21 protein-coding genes are annotated in these 20694 nt (G+C 58.1%); 11 read left to right on the plus strand and 10 right to left on the minus strand.

Annotated features, from left to right (window positions below; genetic code table 11):
- The first annotated feature begins 81 nt into the window (after positions 1-81).
- Complete coding sequence (locus BLW01_RS02830; protein WP_092567965.1) at positions 82-423, plus strand: DUF1127 domain-containing protein; 342 nt, start codon at positions 82-84, stop codon at positions 421-423.
- Between the two features lie 140 nt (positions 424-563).
- Here the strand turns inward: BLW01_RS02830 and BLW01_RS02835 are convergent, their stop codons facing one another.
- Positions 564-1577, minus strand: a complete 1014-nt coding sequence (locus BLW01_RS02835; protein ID WP_092567966.1) for a LacI family DNA-binding transcriptional regulator — start codon at positions 1575-1577, stop codon at positions 564-566.
- 155 nt (positions 1578-1732) lie between these two features.
- Between BLW01_RS02835 and BLW01_RS02840 the strand changes: the two genes are divergently transcribed.
- Entirely contained in the window at positions 1733-2605 is an 873-nt protein-coding gene (locus BLW01_RS02840) for a DMT family transporter (RefSeq protein WP_092567967.1), read from the plus strand.
- On the opposite strand, the gene BLW01_RS02845 is transcribed toward BLW01_RS02840, so the two are convergent.
- Genes BLW01_RS02845 through modA form a run of 4 tightly spaced genes read right to left on the minus strand, consistent with a single transcriptional unit; the run spans position 2602 to position 5678 of the window.
- Positions 2602-3111: a DUF192 domain-containing protein gene (locus tag BLW01_RS02845; protein ID WP_092567968.1), complete on the minus strand. Its 510-nt coding sequence runs from the start codon at positions 3109-3111 to the stop codon at positions 2602-2604. The two genes, BLW01_RS02840 and BLW01_RS02845, sit on opposite strands and share 4 nt — an antisense overlap.
- Positions 3108-4220 carry an ABC transporter ATP-binding protein gene (locus BLW01_RS02850; RefSeq protein WP_229806327.1) on the minus strand — a complete coding sequence of 371 codons (1113 nt, stop codon included), beginning with the start codon at positions 4218-4220 and terminating at the stop codon, positions 3108-3110. The genes BLW01_RS02845 and BLW01_RS02850 overlap by 4 nt, the downstream gene beginning before the upstream one ends.
- Positions 4213-4881 (minus strand): molybdate ABC transporter permease subunit, encoded by a 669-nt coding sequence (gene modB / locus BLW01_RS02855; RefSeq protein ID WP_092567970.1) that lies wholly within the window; start codon positions 4879-4881, stop codon positions 4213-4215. Before modB ends, BLW01_RS02850 begins: the two co-directional genes overlap by 8 nt.
- Positions 4881-5678, minus strand: coding sequence for a molybdate ABC transporter substrate-binding protein (gene modA / locus BLW01_RS02860; RefSeq protein WP_175529746.1), 798 nt, complete (start codon positions 5676-5678; stop codon positions 4881-4883). Before modA ends, modB begins: the two co-directional genes overlap by 1 nt.
- Before the next feature lie 246 nt (positions 5679-5924).
- On the opposite strand from modA, the gene nfo reads away from it, so the two are divergent.
- Positions 5925-6776, plus strand: coding sequence for a deoxyribonuclease IV (gene nfo / locus BLW01_RS02865; protein ID WP_092568096.1), 852 nt, complete (start codon positions 5925-5927; stop codon positions 6774-6776).
- Between the two features lie 103 nt (positions 6777-6879).
- The gene (locus BLW01_RS02870; RefSeq protein ID WP_092567971.1) at positions 6880-7155 is read left to right on the plus strand and encodes a hypothetical protein; all 276 of its coding nucleotides are present in this window, start codon (positions 6880-6882) and stop codon (positions 7153-7155) included.
- Between the two features lie 46 nt (positions 7156-7201).
- Here BLW01_RS02870 and BLW01_RS02875 read toward each other — a convergent pair whose 3' ends face one another.
- Complete coding sequence (locus tag BLW01_RS02875; protein ID WP_092567972.1) at positions 7202-8590, minus strand: uracil-xanthine permease family protein; 1389 nt, start codon at positions 8588-8590, stop codon at positions 7202-7204.
- 200 nt (positions 8591-8790) lie between these two features.
- Positions 8791-9537 (minus strand): TIGR01458 family HAD-type hydrolase, encoded by a 747-nt coding sequence (locus BLW01_RS02880; protein WP_092567973.1) that lies wholly within the window; start codon positions 9535-9537, stop codon positions 8791-8793.
- A 170-nt stretch (positions 9538-9707) separates the two neighbouring features.
- Here BLW01_RS02880 and BLW01_RS02885 point away from each other — a divergent pair, with 170 nt between their 5' ends.
- Positions 9708-10097: a RidA family protein gene (locus BLW01_RS02885; RefSeq protein WP_092567974.1), complete on the plus strand. Its 390-nt coding sequence runs from the start codon at positions 9708-9710 to the stop codon at positions 10095-10097.
- A gap of 254 nt (positions 10098-10351) precedes the next feature.
- Here BLW01_RS02885 and BLW01_RS02890 read toward each other — a convergent pair whose 3' ends face one another.
- A complete protein-coding gene (locus BLW01_RS02890; protein WP_092567975.1) occupies positions 10352-10720 on the minus strand; it encodes a phasin family protein in 369 nt (122 codons plus the stop codon).
- A gap of 331 nt (positions 10721-11051) precedes the next feature.
- Between BLW01_RS02890 and BLW01_RS18440 the strand changes: the two genes are divergently transcribed.
- The 4 genes from BLW01_RS18440 to BLW01_RS02910 all read left to right on the plus strand — a co-directional run bounded on the left by BLW01_RS18440 (position 11052) and on the right by BLW01_RS02910 (position 15600).
- Positions 11052-11210: a hypothetical protein gene (locus BLW01_RS18440; RefSeq protein WP_175529747.1), complete on the plus strand. Its 159-nt coding sequence runs from the start codon at positions 11052-11054 to the stop codon at positions 11208-11210.
- Between the two features lie 162 nt (positions 11211-11372).
- Positions 11373-12326 (plus strand): threonine ammonia-lyase, encoded by a 954-nt coding sequence (locus BLW01_RS02900; protein WP_092567977.1) that lies wholly within the window; start codon positions 11373-11375, stop codon positions 12324-12326.
- A gap of 277 nt (positions 12327-12603) precedes the next feature.
- Positions 12604-13494, plus strand: coding sequence for a glycine betaine ABC transporter substrate-binding protein (locus tag BLW01_RS02905; RefSeq protein ID WP_092567978.1), 891 nt, complete (start codon positions 12604-12606; stop codon positions 13492-13494).
- A gap of 69 nt (positions 13495-13563) precedes the next feature.
- Positions 13564-15600 (plus strand): CocE/NonD family hydrolase, encoded by a 2037-nt coding sequence (locus BLW01_RS02910; protein ID WP_092567979.1) that lies wholly within the window; start codon positions 13564-13566, stop codon positions 15598-15600.
- Positions 15601-15612: 12 nt separating this feature from the next.
- On the opposite strand, the gene BLW01_RS02915 is transcribed toward BLW01_RS02910, so the two are convergent.
- Positions 15613-16476: a nitrilase-related carbon-nitrogen hydrolase gene (locus BLW01_RS02915; RefSeq protein WP_229806326.1), complete on the minus strand. Its 864-nt coding sequence runs from the start codon at positions 16474-16476 to the stop codon at positions 15613-15615.
- A gap of 61 nt (positions 16477-16537) precedes the next feature.
- On the opposite strand from BLW01_RS02915, the gene BLW01_RS02920 reads away from it, so the two are divergent.
- A complete protein-coding gene (locus BLW01_RS02920; RefSeq protein WP_092567980.1) occupies positions 16538-17836 on the plus strand; it encodes an MmgE/PrpD family protein in 1299 nt (432 codons plus the stop codon).
- A 25-nt stretch (positions 17837-17861) separates the two neighbouring features.
- Here BLW01_RS02920 and BLW01_RS02925 read toward each other — a convergent pair whose 3' ends face one another.
- The gene (locus BLW01_RS02925) at positions 17862-18572 is read right to left on the minus strand and encodes a glutathione S-transferase N-terminal domain-containing protein (RefSeq protein WP_092567981.1); all 711 of its coding nucleotides are present in this window, start codon (positions 18570-18572) and stop codon (positions 17862-17864) included.
- A gap of 365 nt (positions 18573-18937) precedes the next feature.
- Between BLW01_RS02925 and BLW01_RS02930 the strand changes: the two genes are divergently transcribed.
- Positions 18938-20635 carry an L-lactate permease gene (locus BLW01_RS02930; RefSeq protein ID WP_092567982.1) on the plus strand — a complete coding sequence of 566 codons (1698 nt, stop codon included), beginning with the start codon at positions 18938-18940 and terminating at the stop codon, positions 20633-20635.
- Positions 20636-20694: the final 59 nt, after the last annotated feature.

Here is a 20694-nt window from a genome sequence, read left to right on the forward strand (position 1 = left end):
CCAGAGGTCGCGACCCTCCATTCAACACAACGAGGTTTTCGGTAGCCGTTCGAGACTCGGCTACCCAAATGGAGGTGTGAAATGAGCCAACATGAACCGATGCGCCGATTGCAATTGGTCGCTGACAAGCCGAGGAAACCGCCCGAACCGGATTTCTATATGCCGGCCATGCCGCCCCTGGAATTGATCAGCAAGCTGGAGCACTGGTGGCACATGTACCGTCGCCGGCGCCAATTCCGGCAACGCTTCCTGCCGCTGTTGGCTCACGACGACCATGTTCTCGAAGATATCGGTCATCACCGCAGCGATATCCTGTGGGCATCACAACTACCGCTGAACATCGATGCCCTGCACGCCTTGAGTGCATGCCGGGAAATGCGCAAGACGGACCCGCTGTCGTCATCCCAATCCATCTCGCGTTGAGCAACAGGACACCTGACTCGAGTGGCCAGGTGTCATCTTCCTCCTGAATGGCTGCTGCTCACGTGCAGCCTGGAGATGAAGACGACTGGGCTGAACATGGAGTTCTCAAGGCCGGTCACGCATCGGCCTGGCGCCGTTGATCAATGCCGGGCTACATCGATGGTTGTCGTGCTCTCACGGATGACGAGTTCATATGGCAGTACGAGATGGGAGGTCTCGGGCATTCGGTCTTCCAGCACATCGATCAACATGGCAACGGCCTCTCGGCCGAACGCTTCGGCGGGCTGGGAGATAGTCGTCAATGGTGGATCGCTGTAGGACGCAAATGCAATATCATCGAAGCCAACGACCGAGATATCGTCGGGTACCGACAACCCCGCCTGCTTGATACGCTGAAGCGCTCCGATGGCCATCTCGTCACTTTCGCAGAAGATGGCCGTTGGCCGGTTCGGACCATGGACCAACAAGGCGGCTGCTTCGAATCCCGATTTCGGCGTAAAATCCCCCGGCAGCATCAACGTTTCATCGATAACGATACCCGCCGCATCGAGAGCATCCCGATACCCGGCGACTCGATCCCGTGTCAGAGGACTTCGCCTCGGCCCTTTGATCATGCCGATACGTCGATGCCCCAGAGCGATCAGGTGCTCTATGAGTGATCGCGCTGCCGAACGATTATCCAGCTTGACGGTAGGACAGGGCGCATTATCGAGAACCTCACAGGCATTGACCATCGGTAGCGGCGCGCCGGTGGGCAAGTGGCTACCGGAAAAAGGGTTGTACGCTCTCAACTGGATGACACCGTCGGCCTGTCGTCTCGTCACCATGCGTGCATATGCCTCTTCCGAGTCTTCCCGCCCCAGGGTATTGCAAAGCAGCACACGATAGTCACGCTGATGAGCCGCTTCCTGAATGCCGCTGATGACTCGGGCAAAGAATGTATTGGCAATCGTCGGCACCAGTACCACCAGGTTGCGCGTCCGGCGTGAGCGAAATTGCACCGCGATCATGTTGGGTTCATAACCCGCTGCCTCGACCGCTTCGAGCACCTTGGCGCGTGTCGCCGGCGTGACGACATCCGGCGATTTCAGCGTGCGCGACACTGTCGCCACGGAAACGCCCGCGAGTTCAGCAACCTTGCGTATGGTGGTCATGATGCCTCTATCTACCGCCGGTATCGGAATGCAACAACAGCGTTTCATCTTATACGCGATGGGATCACAACTCATTAGTCCCGCCCACCCCATCAATCAGTGCGGACAAACTGATATGCTATAGGCGTTGCATCAATGCTCTTCAAGGATGAACCGTGCCGCTTCGTGATCTACTACTCGGATTGACCGTCATCGCGCTTTGGGCGCTGAACATCATCGTCATCAAACTGGGAGTGGAGGAAATTCCACCGTTACTCCTGATGACGTTACGCTTCACGTTGGTTGCCGCGCTACTTGTCCCCTTAAATCCGGTCTCTCGGTATCATCTTCCGTTTCTGCTGTTGCTGTCGGTGACCTTCGGCACGATGCACTTCGCTCTGCTGTTCATCGGCCTGGGGCAAGCCGAAGCGGGAACTGGCGCAATCCTGGTGCAGATGGGTACCCCATTCGCCACGTTACTGGCCGTGATCTTCCTCAAGGAAGTTCTGGATGCACGCCGTCTCACGGGGCTGGTCATGTCATTTGCCGGCGTTGTCGTCCTGGCGGGGGGACCGACGCTGCCTTCCCCACTGCCCTTGATACTGCTACTGCTCAGTGCCATGGGGTGGGCAATCTCGCAACTAATGATCAAGCGAGGCCCTTCGATCCCACCCCTGGCACTGGCGGGATGGATTGCGCTGTTTGCCGTCCCTCAAGTCGCCTTGGGATCATGGTTGTTCGAACATGATCAGTGGCAAGCGCTGGCCTCTGCCGGTCTGGTGGGCTGGGGGGCCGTTGCCTATACCGCGATCATGTCTTCGATCGTGGCCTACGGTCTCTGGTATGGCCTGCTACGCCGCCACCCGGTCAACAAGGTCGTTCCCATGACGCTGCTGGTACCGGTGCTCGCCGTCGTGCTGGGGGTCGTATTGCTCAACGATGGCCTGGGGATTCACAAGATCACCGGTGGCGGCCTCGTCGTCGCCGGGGTGGGGCTGATCATCCTCAAGGGCGGGAAACGCAGCCGGTCCGAAGGGTCACGTTCCTAACGCTCACCGTCGCGGCCGACACTTTCACCATCGAGCGCGACACGATCACCGATGTCGATACCGCGTTCCTCGAAATAACCGGCGTTGACCTCCAGCGCCGCGACATAGGCCACCCCGGCCTCATACGTTGGACACCCACCAGGGGATTCGGCCTCGCAGGGGGGCATTCGACGCATCGCGGCAATCTCGCCAGCGCCATCAATGAAGGCAATATCCAGGGGGATCCGGGTACGATACATCCAGAAACTCGTCCTCGACGAACGTTCCTGCTCATAAAGGAAAAGCATGCCGGCGTCGTCATCCAGATGGTCACGCTCCATCAGCCCGCGCGACCGTTGCTGCCCCGTTTTCGCCAGTTCCACGCTCAACCGTTCTTCACGCTCGCCCGTATCAATGGTGAGCGTGCCGGTATCGAATGCCATGTCACTCGATGCGTGTTCCCCGGCGCTAACCGCCGAAGTCAACGACAACCAGAGAACAGTCACAAGCAGGCGACGCGGTGTCATGACATCTCCTCATGAATCGGTGTATCGGCCATCACGTGAATGCCACCAGCGAGTAGCGTCACGACCACGCTTTCGCCCTTGGCCAATCCGTTGCGTCGAGCGGCATGCGTGGATATCTCGAAACGCAGAGTATCGCGGCTATGGGCAAAAGATAAGGTCACCAGCGCCATTCCCCCCAGTACGATAACTTCGGTGACAAGACTCTCGACGGGGTTTTCACGCTCTCCCCGCGAGGGACGTCCACGCCTGTGAAGGATGACATCCGATGGGGGAACGTACCAATGCACCCTCTCGCCCGGCGCGAAGCTGCCGAGATCGGCATGGACCTCCAATTGATAGGGCCCCCATTCGAGATGCCGTTCGCCCTCGCACTCCACGATGTCGCCCTGGAAGACATTGTGCTTGTCGAGGAGCCGAGCCACCTGCGGTGAGTCGGGCCGCCGGAACAATGTTTCCGGCGGACCGGTCTGTAGCGTTTTCCCCGCTTGCAGCACGCATAGCCGGTCCGCCAGTGCCGTGGCCTCCTCCAAGTCATGGGTAACCAATACCATGGGTATATCGATGGTTTCGCGCAGCAACGCCAGCTCGCGTTGCAAGCGTCGCCGTGTCACCTGATCCACCGCCGAGAAGGGTTCGTCGAGCAACAAGACCCAGGGATCCCTCGCCAATGCCCGAGCGACGGCGACCCGTTGACACTGGCCTCCGGAAAGCGTGTTCGGATAGCGATCCTCGAGCCCATTCAGCCGCACACGCGCCAACCACTGTACCGCTCGCTCACGACGCTCCTGGACCGGAACATGCCCCATGGCGATCATCACGTTCTGGCAGGCCGTCAAATGAGGAAACAACGCATAATCTTGAAACACCACCCCGACACGTCGCTGCTGGGGCGTCAAACAGTAGCCGTCGTCGGTATCGAACCAGACCCGGCCCGCGCAACGAACCCAGCCGTTCGTCGGCCGATACAATCCAGCGATGGTACGTAGCAACGTTGTCTTACCGCTACCCGACGGCCCCACCAGTGCCAATAATTCTCCCGGCTGACAATGGAACTTGGCTGCCAGAGGGATAGGAGTCGACTGGAACAAGGCGACATCGAGTTCAGACACCTGGGCCTCCCTTGCGCCTGGCCAGGCCATAAACCACTCCGATGGTCACGAACGACACTATCAACAATACCGATGACATGATTCCCGCCCCGATCTCGTCGAAAGCCTGTACCCGGTCGTAGATGGCAATCGACAGGGTTCGCGTTTCACCATCGAGCGATCCGCCTACCATCAATATCACGCCGAACTCACCCAGTGTATGCGCAAAGGTCAATGCCACGGCCGAGATCAGTCCCGGCCAGACCAAGGGCAGTTCGATCCGCGTAAAGGTCTCCCACCATGAGAGCCCACTGCACCATGCAGCTTCACGCAGGTGGCTGGGGACGGTTTCGAAGGCTCGCTGGATAGGCTGCACGGCAAAGGGTAGGTTGATCACCAGAGAGGCCAGTAGAATGCCCGTGAAGGTAAAGTTGAGACCGCTTCCGGTCATCGCGTGCCAGAAAGCACCCAATGGTGCCTCGCGGCCAAAGGCCAGCATGAGATAGAAGCCAAGTACGGTTGGCGGCATCACCAACGGCAAGGCGATCAATGCTTCACCGAGTGGACGCCCGCGAGACCGCGTCACGGCAAGCGTTCGACCCAGCCACAGCGCCAGCGGCAACAGCAAGACACAGGTAGCCGTCGCCAACTGCAGCGAGACGGAGAGCGCCGCCCAATCCATCAATCGTCCTCCAAGGAATCGGGTGGATCAAAACCGTGATCGTCGAAAATCGCGCTCGCCTCGTCTCCTTGCAAATAGGCATAGAAAGCCCTGGCCGCATCACCGGCACCATCGAGAAGTACCATGCGCTGATACAACGGTTCATGCCAGTCGCGAGAGATCGGCACGAACTCGCTGCGTTCATCCAGATTGGGTGAAACCGCCAGTGAATAGGCGACCAGCCCGCCCCGCGAGTCGTCTGACAAGGCGAACTGTGCCGCTTGGGCAACATTTTCACCGATTACCTTGAGTGGCTGCATCTCCTGCCACAATCCGGCATGTTCCAGCACTTGCCGAGCAGCCACGCCGTAGGGAGCATGCTCCGGGTTCGCCAGTGCAATACGCTCCCTCGCTTCGTCCCTCTGGTAAGCCGTGACCGCGGCTTCGATGGCCGACAGAGGGGTGGATTCATCAGGAAGCGTCTTCCCCGAACGCTGTATCCACGCCAGGCGACCACGCGCGTAACGCACACCGTCATCCAGGGTCAGGCCCTGATCATGCAATGCCTCGACATAGGCCTCATCGGCGGAGATGAACAATTCGAATGGCGCTCCCTGGGCAATCTGTCGCCGGAAATTGCCCGACGAGCCGAAGGTCATGCGTACCGAGATTCCTTCTTCGGCCTCGAAGCGTGCGGCTATTTCTTCCAGGGCAAACTGTACATTGGACGCGGCAGCAACGCGTAACGGCTCGGCCTGCCCCACCAACGGCCACCATAGCAGCAAGCTCATCACCAAACAGAGACGCCAATGGATCATATCGGTCTCTCCCGACCACTAGGCAGATTACGGTCATAAATATTGACCAATCGGTCAATATCGCCATTTTACGCTATTGTCCGGCATCACACATGGGCTGGCAAAAGCTGGATCGAGAAACTACCCAAAGCCGCCTCCCCACACCATGACGAGACATCGCAGAGCGTTTCACTGCACAATATGGCATCCAACACCCATGTGGCCCTGTCGCATGGATTCATGTTACGTCTCAAGGGAATCCAAGCCATGAAATATCTCGGCGCGCATGTGAGTGCTGCCGGAGGCCCGGATCAGGCGGTGAAACGTGCCGTCGATATTGGGGCCGATGCCTTTGCCCTGTTCACCAAGAACCAGCGCCAGTGGAAGGCCAAACCCCTGACGGATGAAGCAATCGAGTCGTTTCGTAACGCCTGCAAAGCATATGGATTCGAGCCGAAGCAAATCCTTCCGCATGACAGTTACCTGATCAATCTCGGCCATCCCGAAGCCGAGGGGTTGAAGAAGTCACGCGATGCGTTTCTTGATGAGATGCAGCGTTGTGAACAACTCGGCTTGACCCAGCTCAACTTCCACCCCGGCAGCCATCTTAACAAGATCAGTGTCAGTGAGTGCCTGAGCCGGATTGCCGACTCTATCAACGAGGCACTCGCACAGACCCGAGGAGTAACAGCGGTTATCGAAAACACCGCCGGCCAGGGCACCAATCTGGGTTGGCATTTCGATCATTTGATCGAGATCATCGAACAGGTGGATGACAAGCCGCGGGTCGGTGTATGCATCGATACCTGTCACGCATTCGCCGCCGGTTATGACATGCGTACCGCAGAAACGTGCAAGGCCACGTTTGATGACTTCGAGGCAACCGTCGGTTTCGAGTATCTCTGTGGTATGCACATCAATGACGCCAAAAGCGAATTCGCCAGCCGTGTCGACCGCCATCACAGTATCGGCCAGGGTAACATCGGTCAGGATGGCTTCACGGCACTGATGCAGGAATCGCGAATCGATGATGTCCCCATGATTCTGGAAACCATCGATCCCAGTCTCTGGGCCGACGAGATCGCCTGGCTACGGGCACAACAAGCCAGCCAAGGGTGAATACCGACCCTTTTACGATGAACCATGGACATGTTTGTATATTGCCATGAGCAGGGACGCCAAGGGGAAGTGTCGCAATCACCCATTACAGGAAGCCGACGTCATGGATATCATCATTGAGAATCAGGGACTCGAGGACGACGAGTTTCATGCAATCGCCAGTGGCGATACCGGCAATGCGCTACGCCAGAGTGCCAAGAATTACTTGGGCAGCATGAATATCGCGGAACGTCAGTTGGAAGAACTGAAAATGCAGGGCGGCAGCGAGTACGAACAGCTGTGTAAGGACATGACCGATCACGCGCTTCGTATCGTCAGTCTGGACCCCTCACTCCCTGTCAGCCTTGAGATCAGCTTCAACGGCGGCATCAAGTCCTGATCTTCACACGACAAACAGCCCGGTTTGCTTACCGGGCTGATGTCTTTCAAGGGGATTGCCGTGCCCCGGTATCCACAAGCGATGCGTCGGTTTGCTGCGCCAATTGATTGCGCTCATCCTCTTCATCGGCCAAGGTCGTCTTCGGCAATAACAGATTCAATGTAAACGCCGTGAATGCCGCAATCACGATCGGCGATCCGCCCACGATGAGTTGCACTTGCTCAGGTAGCCTTTCAACCGACTCGGGCACGGCATAAATACCCAACGAGAGCGCCAACGACACACTGGCAATCGTCATGTTCCGGGCCGACATTTCGTCCTTGGTCAACAACTGGATGCCGGTCATGGTAATCATGCCGAACACCGTGATCGTGGCACCACCCAGGACCGGGTAAGGAATGGTCGTCATCACGGCACCAAATTTGGGAATCAACCCCGCCGCAAGCATGAACACGGCTGCCAGGGCCAGGACGTAACGGCTGATGGCTTTGGTCATGGCAACGATGCCGACATTCTGACTGAACGTCGACGTGGGCAACGCCCCGAACAACGACCCGATCGCCGTGCAAACGCCGTTTCCCAATAATCCCCCCTTCAGTTCCTGAGCGTTCAGCTCCCGGTTCATGCCGCCGACCGTCGTGGCAGAGAGATCACCTATCGTCTGCACGGAATTGACCACACAGATGACGATCAAGGAGGCGATAGCGGCAGAGTGGAACTCGAGTTCGAAAGGGACGAAACGTGGTGTGGTGAACCACCCTGCGTCATGCACCGGCGTGATATCGACCATACCCAATATCAGGGACAGTATATAACCGACAGCAATACCGCAGATGATCGCCGCCAACTTGAGGAATCCCCGAGTGAACTGCGAAATCGTCAGCACCACACCCAACGTCACGATCGCAACGGCCCATTGGCTGGGAGCGCCATACTGGTCGCTGTCAACACCGCCGGCCATGTAATTGATCGCGACATCGTAGAGCGATAGACCAATGACCAGGACCACGGTACCCGCGACGACAGGGGGAAAGAGGTGACGGATACGGTGAATGAACAATCCGGACAGAATCATGGCAATGCCACCGACCACCTGTGCGCCCAGAATGCCACCGATACCGTATTGCGCTCCTACCGCCGTCAGCGTCGGCACATAAGCAAAGCCGACCCCGAAAATGGTCGGCAGTCTGGCGCCGAGTCTACCGACGCCATATAGCTGGATCAGTGTCGAGAGTCCCGATGCGACCAGGGATATCTGGATCAGCATCATACGTTCGGACTGAGGCAACCCCACCGCGCCAGCCACGATGATGGGAACGGCAACCGTACCCATGATCATGGCCAGGATATGCTGCAAGGAGAGAGGTAGAGCGATACCCAAGGGTGGCTTGCCATGGAAATCGAATACCGAGGTGTTGCTGTGCGCTGTGCTCATGACCCATCCATCATTTGACTGTTTTTATGTATACAAATAAAGGCTGGAATAAAGAACATTACAATGCAACTTATAAGCAACATTTGCTGTATACAATATTGTCGAAAAATAATGAAGATACGCATGCGTCAATGCATGATGGATAAACGACGACATGAGTTGCCCCGAACATCTACGGGTAAGCGGAAGGGGCAAGACATTCAATCCAAGGCAGCCACCAGCGACATCAGACTGCTTTCCAGCCGACAGTCGGGAGCCCACCGCTCATCACCATCGCGGTATTTTCCGGTCTGTACCAGACAACCCTGAAGGCCCGCCTGCATAGCTGCTGCGACATCGGCTTCGGCATCGTCACCGACCATCATTGCCTGGTTGGCCTCGATACCGACTTCCTCCAATACGCCATGGAAGAAGCCGGCAGCGGGCTTGCCCAACACCAGCGCCTGGGTATCAGCGGCATATTCCAGGGCTTTGACGAAGGGACCGGCATCAAGGTGCAACCCGCCACGCTGATGGAAATAGCGGTTGGTTCCCACCGCAAGCAGCGGTGCTCCCTGGTTCAGAACCTGGAACGCATCATCCAGGTGGGCGTAGTCGAAACGATGCTCGGCATCACAGACGACGACGGCATTGGGGGCGGTACAATCCAGATCGTCGAACTCGGGGACCAGATCATCATGGATCAAGAGGTAGGGACGCAGCCCATGCTGCAGGATATAGCGTTTTATCACGGAGGGAGCTGTGTGGATCTGCGAACGCTCCACCTCAAACCCCATCTGCAATAACTCTGCATAGACCGTCGCCCCGGTTTTACGTGACGTATTGGTGATGAAACGCAACGCTATACTGGCTTCCTGAAGGCGCCTCACCGCTTCCACGGCATAGGGCAACGGTATGCCATCCTCATGGAGAACACCGCTGATATCGAGTAGCACGGCTTGGGGCATTGTTGCACCTCCATCGACCTGGCCAACTGATTCACAGCCTAGTCCGCGATAGTGATACCGTGTGAACGAAGTTCCTACGCTGTAGTCACGGGAGACAGGGACCCTCATCATCGGCACCGACCGAAGCCAACCCCATGTCATGGCGCATTAACCCATTACAGGAGAGTTCGATGCCCGATTTTCGTAACGATCCCACTCTGCCGTCTCCCGCGTTTCCCGGCAGCCACATGGTGCTGGACGATCAGTATGTCTTTCTGTCGGGCCTGACAGCAGGAGATATCCAGGGCGGCGAGACCGTCATCGGCGATATCGCCGAAGAAACACGCAGTGTGATGCGTAAGGTCGAATACATGCTCCACAAGGCAGATTGCGAATTGGCCGATATCGTGCGTGCCGATGTCCATCTGACCGATCTGAACGAGATCTCGACCATGGATGCCGTCTACGCCGAGTTCTTCACTGAAGGCCAATATCCGGCTCGCACCTGTACCGAATCCGCCAAGCTGTTCGGCGAAAGCCACGTCGAAATCACGGTAATGGCAAGGCGGAATCAGAGCTGATGAAAGCACGCGAATAACAGTTCGCCATTCCCGGCCGGTACGTTGTACTGTCTCAAACGTGCCACTATATCGGATCAAAGCCGATGGTCTCGCCATCCCTCGGTTTGCGGTCCAAGATCAGCATCCCCAGATCGATATCACCACGTCTCATCCTATCGGCGACATCGGGGCTGGGCCCGCAGTCGACGATCACCATAACAAAACCGCCGCCCGATTGGGCGGCGGCTCGATTCATGCAATGGTCGGGGACCGGTTTACTTGGTCGCCTTGGATGCGGTCTTGGAAGCCGTCTTGACGTTCTCTTCCGTCAGCTTCTGACCTTGCTGGACGAAGTCCTGATTCATGGCGACGACTTTCTCGGCGTCCGATTTCATGCGCTCGCCCAGATCCTTGGCCACTTTTTGCTGCTCTTCGACATAGGAGCGAAGCGTTTCGGCATCCTTGATGTCCAGCGCGGCGCGAGTCTGGCTCAGGCCGATATCGGTATACGTCTTGGCAGCCTCATACTGGGCTGACAGCAGCTTTTCGGTATAGTCAATGGTCAGCGCTGCATAGGCGCGAGCCGGACCGAAAAACAAGGATTCGAACTGTTGAGTCGCTTGATCGAATGTTGCGTTACTCATGGGTCACCTCCGTAAGGATGTTGATAGCGAAGGCGTCTTGACCTCCGTTGCAGTGCAACATAGCAAATCATTTTGTGCAGTGCAACATTATTTTCGTATATCGCATCCATTCAAGAGGCACGGGACAACACAAAACTGACGCGAGTGCCTGTATCGGCCCGGCTGACAATGGACAAGTGAGTGCCATGGCAAGTACAGATATCGCGAACGTTCGGCATATCGACGAGCCGGTCAACGCTTTGCATCAACGGCATTGTGCACTGCCGTCATCGGCACGAGTTTATGGTGGAGTACCGCTGTCCTGGCAGATCAACTCGGTGCATCCACTCAGATGGAAACCATCAACGGGGCGTCACAAAGCAGCCAGAAACCCTATGTGAGTCTGGCCATGACGGCATCTGCCGATACAGCGGACATTATCCAGAGTGACGGCGATACCAAACGTCCACTCAAAGCCAAGACCACCATGCGGGAGGGAACACGTGGGTGATGACATCTCGATCCCCGTATCGACCTCATTCCTGAAAGTTGCCCGGTCGGCGAAGGTGCTGCCGGCCGGGCACACAGCAGTCTGACTTGATTCCAATCCCTGCTGTTGTTTTGCTGGGCACAGTACGGCAAGCGCGTGCCCCGACCATGCAGGAGCCTAGCCATGATCACTCTCGAGACTGTCCAACACGCTCGCGACACCATTGGCGATACGCTACTTCCCACGCCCGTGATTCTGGATCACGTCTTAACGGAACGACTGGGTAGAAGAGTCTGGCTCAAAGCGGAACTGTTTCAACGGACCGGGTCCTTCAAACCTCGCGGCGGACTCAACTGGATTCGCACCGCCAGCCAGGACGAACTCGCCGGCGGCCTGGGAGCCGTATCAGCCGGTAATCACGCCCTGGGGCTGGCCTGGGCGGCACGCGAAGCCGATGTCCCCGTCACCATCGTCATGCCCGATAACGCGAGCCATTTCAAGGTCGAGGGCAGCCGAGCCCTGGGCGCCGAGGTCATACTGCACGGTGATATCAATGATGCCTGGACATTGATGCATGAGCTGGTCGTGCAACGCGACCTGACACTGGTCCATCCTTATGACGATCCACGTATCATCGCCGGTCAGGGGACCGTGGGGCTGGAAATTCTGGATCAAGTCCCGACCGTATCGTGCATTGTGTGCCCCATCGGTGGCGGCGGCCTGATTTCGGGCCTGGGTACCGTGACAGCATCGTTACGCCCGGACATTCATGTCGTCGGTGTGGAACCGGCCGATGCCGCCAGCATGGCCTTTGCGTTGGCATTGGGCGGTCCCAAGCATCTGGACCGAGTCGACACCTGCGCCAAGAGCCTGGCGGCCGCCGTCGTCGGCGAAAATACGTATCACATCAGCCGTCAGGTGACCGATGAATTGATGGCCGTCAACGAGGACGCCATCGCTCGTGCTGTACGCCATCTGGTCCAGAACGCCAAGCTATTCGCTGAGCCTGGCGCTGCTGTTGGTATCGCCAGCCTGCTGGAATCCGTGAATACGCTGCCGACCGAAGGCGATATCGTCGTCGTTATCACCGGGGGCAACATGGACCGCCAGGAATTCGAGACACTTTGGCCAGCCTGACGCCTCGCTAATCATGCCCACCGGCCCCGCCGCCGTCATGGCTCCACGTCGATCAACATATACTGCATGGACCATCTACGGCGTGGGGTACCGGATGCCTGGTTGGTACACCGAGAGATCTCCTTGCCCGCACCCTGTTGAAGGCGACGTGAACGTGGTTGCGCGCGCTCCGCTTATCGCTGGCATTGCAGATTTTCATAAATCCCCTCTCATCAGTGCGTTATCCTGGCCTTACGACAAAAATCGATAGCCGAATGACCATAGGATGACAACTGACATGAAATACTCGCTTTCCACACTGACACTCTCGCTGGCACTGCTCCTTCCTGCATTCTCGGCGCAGGCGCAGGATGACCCCATCGTGGTTGGGGGACTCAATTACACCGAACACCTGATACTCACGTCGGCCACGACCCAGTTGCTGGAAGAAAACGGCTTTACGGTCGACCAACGCGATGGCTTGGGCACCAGCGTACTGCGACAGGCACACGAAAACGGGCAGGTCGACCTGTATTGGGAATATACCGGCAACTCAGTCATCCTGTTCCATGATCAGGAACAGCCGGACAATGCCGAAGAGACCTATCAGCAAGCCAAGGAGCTCGATGCCGAACTGGGACTGATATGGCTCGAGCCTTCCGATACCAACAACACCTACGCGCTTGCCATGCGTGAGGATGATGCCGAAGAACGAGGGATCGAAACGCTTTCCGATCTGGCCGAGGCGGTAAACGACGGTGCGGAACTGACCCTCGCCTCGAATGCTGAATTCTATTCCCGTGACGATGGCCTGCGCCCCTTGCAGGAAGCGTACGGCTTCGAGTTTCCACGCGACCGGATCAAGCGCATGGATTCCGGCCTGACCTACGATGCCTTGCGCAATGATGATGTCGATGTGGCACTGGTCTTCGCCACCGACGGTCGCAACGGCGCCTTCAACTTCCGTGTCCTGGAAGATGACAAGCAATACTTCCCGGTATATGCCCTGGCTCCGGTGGTGCGTGAAGAGGTACTGGAAGCTCACCCGGAACTGGAAGACTTGCTCAATGAGATGTCATCCAAGCTCGATGATGAGTTATTGATCGACCTCAACAGCCGTGTCGATATCGATGACCAGTCCATCGAAAACGTGGCCCATGACTTCCTGGTCGAGCAGGATCTGCTTTAATCACACTGTCCGATCGTCTCAACTGCCGGGTGACGCGCTGACGTCACCCGGCGTTCTTCAGGAGTTCCCATGTTCCCCAGTGGCGCTCAGCCTGATAGCCGCGAAGTCACGACCTTTCCGCACGACATCGTCGAGATACCGGATCTCTGGATTCCCCTCCCTGACGGTACGCAATTGGCAGCACGACTCTGGCGTCCGATAGACGCCGATTCAACGCCTGTTCCCGCCATCATTGAATGCATCCCGTATCGCCGCCGTGATGCCACCAGTGCCGATGACGAACGGATGCACCCGTATTTCGCCGGCCATGGTTACGCCGCACTGCGCATCGACCTGCGTGGCAGTGGTGATTCCGACGGCGTGCTGGAAGACGAATACCTGGCCAGTGAACAGGATGACCTGATTGCCGCGATCGAGTGGATTGCTGCTCAACCCTGGTGTACCGGGCGTGTGGGGATGATGGGCATCTCCTGGGGTGGATTCAATTCGCTGCAGGTTGCCTCGCGTCAGCCCTCGCCGCTGAAGGCCATCATCGCCGTGGGCGCAACCGTCGACCGCTATCACGACGACGTTCACTACAAGGGCGGCAGCATTCTCAATGAAAACTTCGGCTGGGCCGCCTCCTCACTCTCTTTCATGTCGCGACCACCGGATCCCGCGATTCGTGACGACTGGCGGGATTGCTGGCGGCAGCGGCTCGAGAAACAGCCCTTTGTGGCGGAAAACTGGTTCGATCACCAAACTCGAGATGCTTACTGGCAGCATGGCTCGATCTGCGAAGATTATTCACGCCTTCAAACTCCCGTTCTCGCCGTCACCGGATGGGCCGATGCCTATGTCAACTTCGTGGCCGAACTACTGGAGCATGCGAGTTGTCCACGCCTGGGCATCGTGGGTCCCTGGCCACACGCCTATCCGCATATCGCCATGCCGGGACCGACCATCGGCTTTCTTCAGGAGGCACTGCGTTGGTGGGATTACTGGCTCAAGGACCAGGATACCGGAATCATGGAGGAGCCCATGTACCGGGTCTATCGGCAGGAGTTTGCCGGTGCCGACCCCAATAGCTTGACGACTCCGGGGCGTTGGATCGCCGAGTCTTCCTGGCCGAGCCAGCATGTCCGACCGACGCGGTATGCGTTGGGAGGAACAGGCCTGTATCGAGGCGATCAGGCCACCGAACCGCGGCACAGCCGGCTGCGCGCCCCCGAAGACAACGGCCTGCAGTGCGGCGAATACATCCCCCATTGCAGCGGTCCCGAAATCGCCGGGGATCAACGTCGTGACGATGCCCACTCACTGCTATTCGACACTGCTCCGCTAGCGACTACGCAGGACATCCTGGGTCGACCGGTGCTGCACGTGCGCGTCAGTGTCGATCAGCCGCAGGCCAATCTCATCGTGCGCCTTAGCGATGTCTCGCCCGACGGTATCTCACAGCGTGTGTCCTATGGCGTCCTCAACCTGTGCCACCGCAACGGCCATGAGATGCCGAGCGCGGTGCCCTGCAATGAGCCCGTCGACGCCACTATTACGCTCAACCAGGCCTGCCACAGGTTCTCGGCCGGCCATCGGGTAAGACTCTCGATCACGACCGCCTATTGGCCGCTGGTCTGGCCCAGCCCCCGGCCGGTGACATTGACCTTGCACGAAGCCGATTGTCACTTGACGCTTCCTGTTCGAGACGACGTGACGAGCCCATCGGTGTCATTCGAAGAGGCCGAGTTTTCCGGCCCGCTACAGCACCGGATCACACGGCGGGGAACGCATCGTCGCGACGCCATCAAGGAACTGGCGACAGACTGGACGCGTCATGAGATCGTCGACGATTTTGGGGAAATCACCTATGACCACGGTCTGGTCAACACGGCATCGGCCGACGAGCGTTACGTCATCCACCCCGATGACCCGAGCACGGCAAGGATGAGCAAGAGTTGGAAACAACACTTCCGGCGTGAGGGGTGGGAGGCACACACGGAAACCTGGGCGGAACTGAGTTGCGACAGCGAGTGGTTCTATCTCGAGGCCCGACTTCAGGCCTTCGAGAACGGTGAGAGATTCCTGGACCGCCAATGGCAGACGCGGCGGCGTCGACACCACGTATAACGCATACCGGACTCAATGACCACGCTCTCTCTCAGCCCGACGCGCCAGCAACGAGGCCACCAGCGGCGTGTCGGCATCACGATGGGTCGGCATGGCAAAACGTGCCGCATCGATCGCCGTCGTGTCGATATCGGCCACCGCGATGCCAGTGCCATCGTCGGCACGAGCCAGAACGGTGCCATCGGCCCCGACGATGCAACTGCCTCCCCAGAACCACGACTGCCCTTCTCCACCATAGCGATGCGCCATGATCATCGGCGTGCCGTACATCATTGCGTAGAAACGCAGGCAAGTCAGCCAGTTGGCCTCGTCATCGAAGTCGCCCTCCACCATGCCGGACGCCGCATTGACTGGTGCCAGCACCACATCGGGGCGTTCGAGCATCGCCGCATGGGCCAGTCCCGGGTTCCACAGGTCGGCACAGATCAACACACTGCAGGACAAGCCCTGATGCGCTACCGTCGTCAGGGTTTGTCCCTTGGTAAACACCTTCCCTTCCTCATGGCCGCCGTAGGTGCAAAGATTGACCTTGCGATGGACCCCTTCGATGCGCCCCTGACGCAGACAGGCTGCGGCATTGGCATATTCACCACGCCCGACCCGTTCGACGAAACCGACGACCGTCAGCATGTCGCCGCTTTCCCGGGCCAGCCACTGCAGGCGCGGATCATCCGCATGCATGGCGACATCGGGTACGCGCGATTGCAGGTCATAACCCGTCAGGGAAAGCTCCGGGAAGACCAGTACGTCGACTTGCTGTTCCCTCGCCTCGGCGATCAGCGATTCATGAACGGGAAGATTGGCCTCCACATCGCCGAGCTCGCAATTCATCTGTGCCACGGCAAGGCGATAATCGTGCTGCTGACTGGAATTCACGGTATACAGACCTCGATACTCAACACAACGAATCACGCTAGATTAGCGAGTCACTGACATCATGACCACCGCACATCCCCTCGATTGGATTCATCGCTTCGACCCCGAATCACTCAGCGACGCTCACTATACCCATGCCAAGCGATGCCTTCTGGATCTGCTGGGCGTCGCCGCCGGCGCCTCCCGGACGCCACTCGCCCGTATCGCCGAGCGCTATGTCACCAGCCAGCACGGCGGTGATCGGCCGCTGCTATTCGCCGATGCCAAGGCCTCCCCGACCGGCGTCGCCCTGCACGGCGCCTGGATGATCGATGCACTCGATGCTCATGACGGCCAGGTCCTCACCAAGGGGCATTGCGGCGTTGCGCTCCTGCCTGGCCTGTTGGCGCTGCCAGACGTGGAACGACTATCCGGACGCGAATTTCTGGGGCTACTGACACTCGGCTATGAAGTGGCAACCCGAGCCGGCATTGCCCTGCATGCCACGGCATGCGACTACCATACTTCCGGAGCCTGGAACGCCCTCGGTGTCGCTGCGGTCACTTCACGACTGTTGCAACTCGACCGACAAACGCTGAATGAAGCGCTGGGGATCGCTGAATTCTACGGTCCACGCAGCCAGATGATGCGCTGCATCGATCACCCGACGATGGTCAAGGATGGTTCCGGCTGGGGCGCCCAGGCAGGCGTTGCCGCGACGCTACTGGCGCGGGAAGGTTTTACCGGTGCCCCTGCCATGACGATCGAGGACATATCCACCGCCGAGTACTGGTCGGATCTCGGTCAACGCTGGTATCTGTTCGAACAGTACTTCAAGGCCTATCCGGTTTGCCGCTGGGCGCAACCCGCCGTTGAAGCGGTGCTTTCCCTCGTCGACAGCCGAGGTGATCTCCAGCGGATCGAACGTATCGATATCACGACATTTCATGAAGGCAAGCGCTTGCATGTAACACGACCAACCACCACGGAACAGGCACAATACAGCCTGCCCTGGTCGGTGGCCTGCGCCTTGCAGTTCGGTACCATCGATGTCCATGGCATTACCGAGGCACTCAATGATCCGACCGTCCAAGCCCTGGCCGAACGCGTCGTCATCCAGGAAAGCGACGCCTTCAACGAACGTTTCCCGCAGGAACGGTGGGCCAGTGCTCGACTGCATTTCAAGGACGGCGATGTGCTGGAAAGCGCCCCGTACGAGGCTCGTGGCAACCCGACCAACCCACTCAGTGACGACGACATCGTCGCCAAGTTTCATGCGCTGGCCGATCCGACATTGGGCCGATCTCATACCCACGAACTGAGGAGCATTGTGGATACTCTTGAGGCTCGACCCATGCGGGATTTGCTGGTGTATTTGTGAACGAGGCAATCCATCGGTTCAGCCATCAATTCTCATAGGCCCCCTCGATATCGACAATCCGCTTGGCATTGCGCCCCAGGCCGCCATACAAGTCCAGCATTCGCTCCATCCACCCATAGACGGGATCGGCGTTCGATACCAGGTCAGCCGTGGAGACGACCCGAGCCCACATGAAGGGAGAAAAGGTCAGGTAATCCGCTGCCGCCGGCGCATTGCCATCGATGAAATCACTCTCTTCCAGGCGACCACGCAGGGGTTCCAATGCCTTGTCCAACAGGCTCAACCCCTGACTGGGAGAGTGCAGGTCTTCGAGCGTACGTCCGAAGGCTTTCTCACGGGTCTCGCGGAAATACTCTCGATCCTCGGGATGGATGGCATTGAGAAGGTCCATGACGATAGTCCGCAGTATACCTGGCGCCAGGCTTCGTTCCGCGTAGAACTTGAAGAAACGCGCTCGTGCTTCGGCCGTGGCATCACCCAACAATGGCGCGTCGGGATAGGTGCGGTCGAGATAACGGAAGATTTCGTAACTGTCGCTGACCACCGACTCGCCATCCACCAGCACTGGCACCTTGCCCTGACCGGAGAATTCGATAGCCTCCTTGTCGGTGAAGTGCCAAGGGTGCGTTTGAACCTCCAGCCCCTTGTGAGCAAAGGCATACTTGACCCGCCAGCAATACGGCGAGAAACGCAAGCCTTCGTCGGTACCACATAAATCGTACAGTTCTCGTGTCATGTTCAGTCCTCCAAGTGCCCCTCTTGCACACCAGCATTCGTTAATGGTTTCTCCCAGTTTGCCCGAAATAGCGGGCCGACGCCCAGTCATCAGCCATTCAGATGTTGTCCATTAGTCGTAACTCAACTGTTGCAAGTGCCCTAACCCGCTTGTCGATATTTCATTATTTTATTTTAAAAACAATGAGTTAGTATTTTATGCCAAACAACACCCTACTGGTAATACCAATTTTCCAAGTATGGTCAAACTGGTCCTCCAGCGATTATCTTGCTGCTACTCGAGACGGAGGCTCCTCCCCTCATCACCAGGAAGGGGCGAGCCACCAGGAATCGTGAATTACCCAAGCACAAGAGGACATCGCCCTCATGAACGAAACGCTACTCGGGTTGCTAGCCTTCGTACCGCTATTGCTGGCCGGGGTCTTGTTGATCGGATTCCGCTTCCCCGCCAAGGTCGCCATGCCGATTGTATTCATCGTCACGGCGTTGATCGGTCTACTGGCCTGGGAAATACCGTTCAACCGCATTCTGGCATCGACCTTTCAAGGATTGATTCAGACAGCATCACTATTATGGATCATCTTCGGCGCCATCCTGCTGTTGAACACGTTGAAGCATTCCGGAGGCATCGCCGCCATACGCAACGGATTCTCGGGTATCAGCCCCGACCGTCGGGTGCAGGCCCTGATAGTCGCCTGGCTGTTCGGCTGCTTCATCGAGGGGGCATCCGGCTTCGGCACACCCGCGGCTGTCGCCGCTCCCCTGATGGTCGCACTGGGATTCCCGGCCCTGGCAGCCGTCATGGTCGGCATGATGCTGCAGTCCACGCCCGTCTCGTTCGGTGCCGTTGGCACGCCCATCGTCGTCGGTGTGAGCGGCGGCCTCGACCGTGCCGGCATTACTGAAACCCTCGAAGCCAACGGATCAAACTGGGAAACATTCTTCCAGCTGATAACGAGTGAAGTAGCCATCACCCACGGTATCGTCGGCATCCTGATGCCATTGATCCTCGTCACCATGATGGTACGTTTCTTTGGTGCCAACCGTTCCTGGACGGAAGGCTTGTCGATCGCTCCCTTCGCGATTTTTACCGGTCTGGCCTTTGTGATCCCTTACATGTTGGTAGGCGTATTTCTGGGACCGGAATTCCCGGCCATGATCGGTGCCATGATAGGCCTGGCCATCGTGGTTCCCGCCGCTCGCAAGGGCTTCCTGCTACCCAAGGATACCTGGGACTTCCCCGAATCGAGTTCCTGGCCGGATGATTGGATCGGCAACCTGCAGATCAAGGTCGATGAAGTGACCGACCGCGCTCCCATGTCAGTATTCCGTGGCTGGATGCCTTACGTCCTGTTAGCGGTCTTCCTGGTCATCTCACGCACCATGCCGCCGGTAGAAGACGCCCTGACATCTCTCAGCTTCGCCTGGAACAACATCCTCGGTGAAGAGGGGGTCAGCGGTAGCCTGGAACCCTTGTTCCTGCCAGGCGGTATCATGGTCATGGTCGTGGCCGTCACCTTCTTCCTGCATCGCATGACACCGGCCAGGTTGACATCCGCAATCTCCGAATCGAGCAAGACACTGCTCGGTGCCGGCTTCGTATTGATCTTCACGGTTCCCATGGTGCGCATCTTGATCAACTCTGGCGTCAACGATGCCGACCTGGTTTCCATGCCAGTCGCCATGGCGCGCCTGGTCGCTGATGGCGTAGGTGATGTCTACCCGCTATTCTCCCCGGCCATCGGCGCGATAGGCGCCTTTATCGCCGGTTCGAATACCGTTTCGAACCTGATGCTGTCGGACTTCCAGTTCAACGTGGCAGAACAACTCGGCGTCTCCACTGCCATGATGGTGGCACTGCAAGCTGTCGGGGCAGCGGCGGGTAACATGATAGCGATCCACAACGTCGTTGCCGCATCGGCGACCGTTGGATTACTGGGCCAGGAAGGCACCACGATCCGCCGAACCATTCTGCCGACGATCTACTATCTGATCGCCAGCGGTCTGATCGGCCTGATCGCGATCTACGTGATAGGCGTCAGCGATCCCTTGCTGGGCGGCTGAGCCCACCTGTCCAGCATTGACATCGTTCCACGCCCCGGTATTCGTGTTGCCGGGGCGTG

Origin of the sequence: Aidingimonas halophila (genome assembly GCF_900106955.1) — a bacterium.
In the GTDB taxonomy this organism is placed as follows: domain Bacteria; phylum Pseudomonadota; class Gammaproteobacteria; order Pseudomonadales; family Halomonadaceae; genus Aidingimonas; species Aidingimonas halophila.

What these genes read in the sequence shown, in the direction of transcription:
- BLW01_RS02845 (WP_092567968.1), bottom strand. Translation starts at nt 3,111, where the DNA reads ATGACACCGCGTCGCCTGCTTGTGACTGTTCTCTGGTTGTCGTTGACT.
- BLW01_RS02930 (WP_092567982.1), top strand. Translation starts at nt 18,938, where the DNA reads ATGAACGAAACGCTACTCGGGTTGCTAGCCTTCGTACCGCTATTGCTG.
- BLW01_RS02830 (WP_092567965.1), top strand. Translation starts at nt 82, where the DNA reads ATGAGCCAACATGAACCGATGCGCCGATTGCAATTGGTCGCTGACAAG.
- modA (WP_175529746.1), bottom strand. Translation starts at nt 5,678, where the DNA reads ATGATCCATTGGCGTCTCTGTTTGGTGATGAGCTTGCTGCTATGGTGG.
- BLW01_RS18440 (WP_175529747.1), top strand. Translation starts at nt 11,052, where the DNA reads ATGGAAACCATCAACGGGGCGTCACAAAGCAGCCAGAAACCCTATGTG.
- BLW01_RS02835 (WP_092567966.1), bottom strand. Translation starts at nt 1,577, where the DNA reads ATGACCACCATACGCAAGGTTGCTGAACTCGCGGGCGTTTCCGTGGCG.
- BLW01_RS02900 (WP_092567977.1), top strand. Translation starts at nt 11,373, where the DNA reads ATGATCACTCTCGAGACTGTCCAACACGCTCGCGACACCATTGGCGAT.
- BLW01_RS02890 (WP_092567975.1), bottom strand. Translation starts at nt 10,720, where the DNA reads ATGAGTAACGCAACATTCGATCAAGCGACTCAACAGTTCGAATCCTTG.
- BLW01_RS02920 (WP_092567980.1), top strand. Translation starts at nt 16,538, where the DNA reads ATGACCACCGCACATCCCCTCGATTGGATTCATCGCTTCGACCCCGAA.
- BLW01_RS02885 (WP_092567974.1), top strand. Translation starts at nt 9,708, where the DNA reads ATGCCCGATTTTCGTAACGATCCCACTCTGCCGTCTCCCGCGTTTCCC.
- nfo (WP_092568096.1), top strand. Translation starts at nt 5,925, where the DNA reads ATGAAATATCTCGGCGCGCATGTGAGTGCTGCCGGAGGCCCGGATCAG.
- BLW01_RS02925 (WP_092567981.1), bottom strand. Translation starts at nt 18,572, where the DNA reads ATGACACGAGAACTGTACGATTTATGTGGTACCGACGAAGGCTTGCGT.
- BLW01_RS02875 (WP_092567972.1), bottom strand. Translation starts at nt 8,590, where the DNA reads ATGAGCACAGCGCACAGCAACACCTCGGTATTCGATTTCCATGGCAAG.
- modB (WP_092567970.1), bottom strand. Translation starts at nt 4,881, where the DNA reads ATGGATTGGGCGGCGCTCTCCGTCTCGCTGCAGTTGGCGACGGCTACC.
- BLW01_RS02905 (WP_092567978.1), top strand. Translation starts at nt 12,604, where the DNA reads ATGAAATACTCGCTTTCCACACTGACACTCTCGCTGGCACTGCTCCTT.
- BLW01_RS02880 (WP_092567973.1), bottom strand. Translation starts at nt 9,537, where the DNA reads ATGCCCCAAGCCGTGCTACTCGATATCAGCGGTGTTCTCCATGAGGAT.
- BLW01_RS02870 (WP_092567971.1), top strand. Translation starts at nt 6,880, where the DNA reads ATGGATATCATCATTGAGAATCAGGGACTCGAGGACGACGAGTTTCAT.
- BLW01_RS02910 (WP_092567979.1), top strand. Translation starts at nt 13,564, where the DNA reads ATGTTCCCCAGTGGCGCTCAGCCTGATAGCCGCGAAGTCACGACCTTT.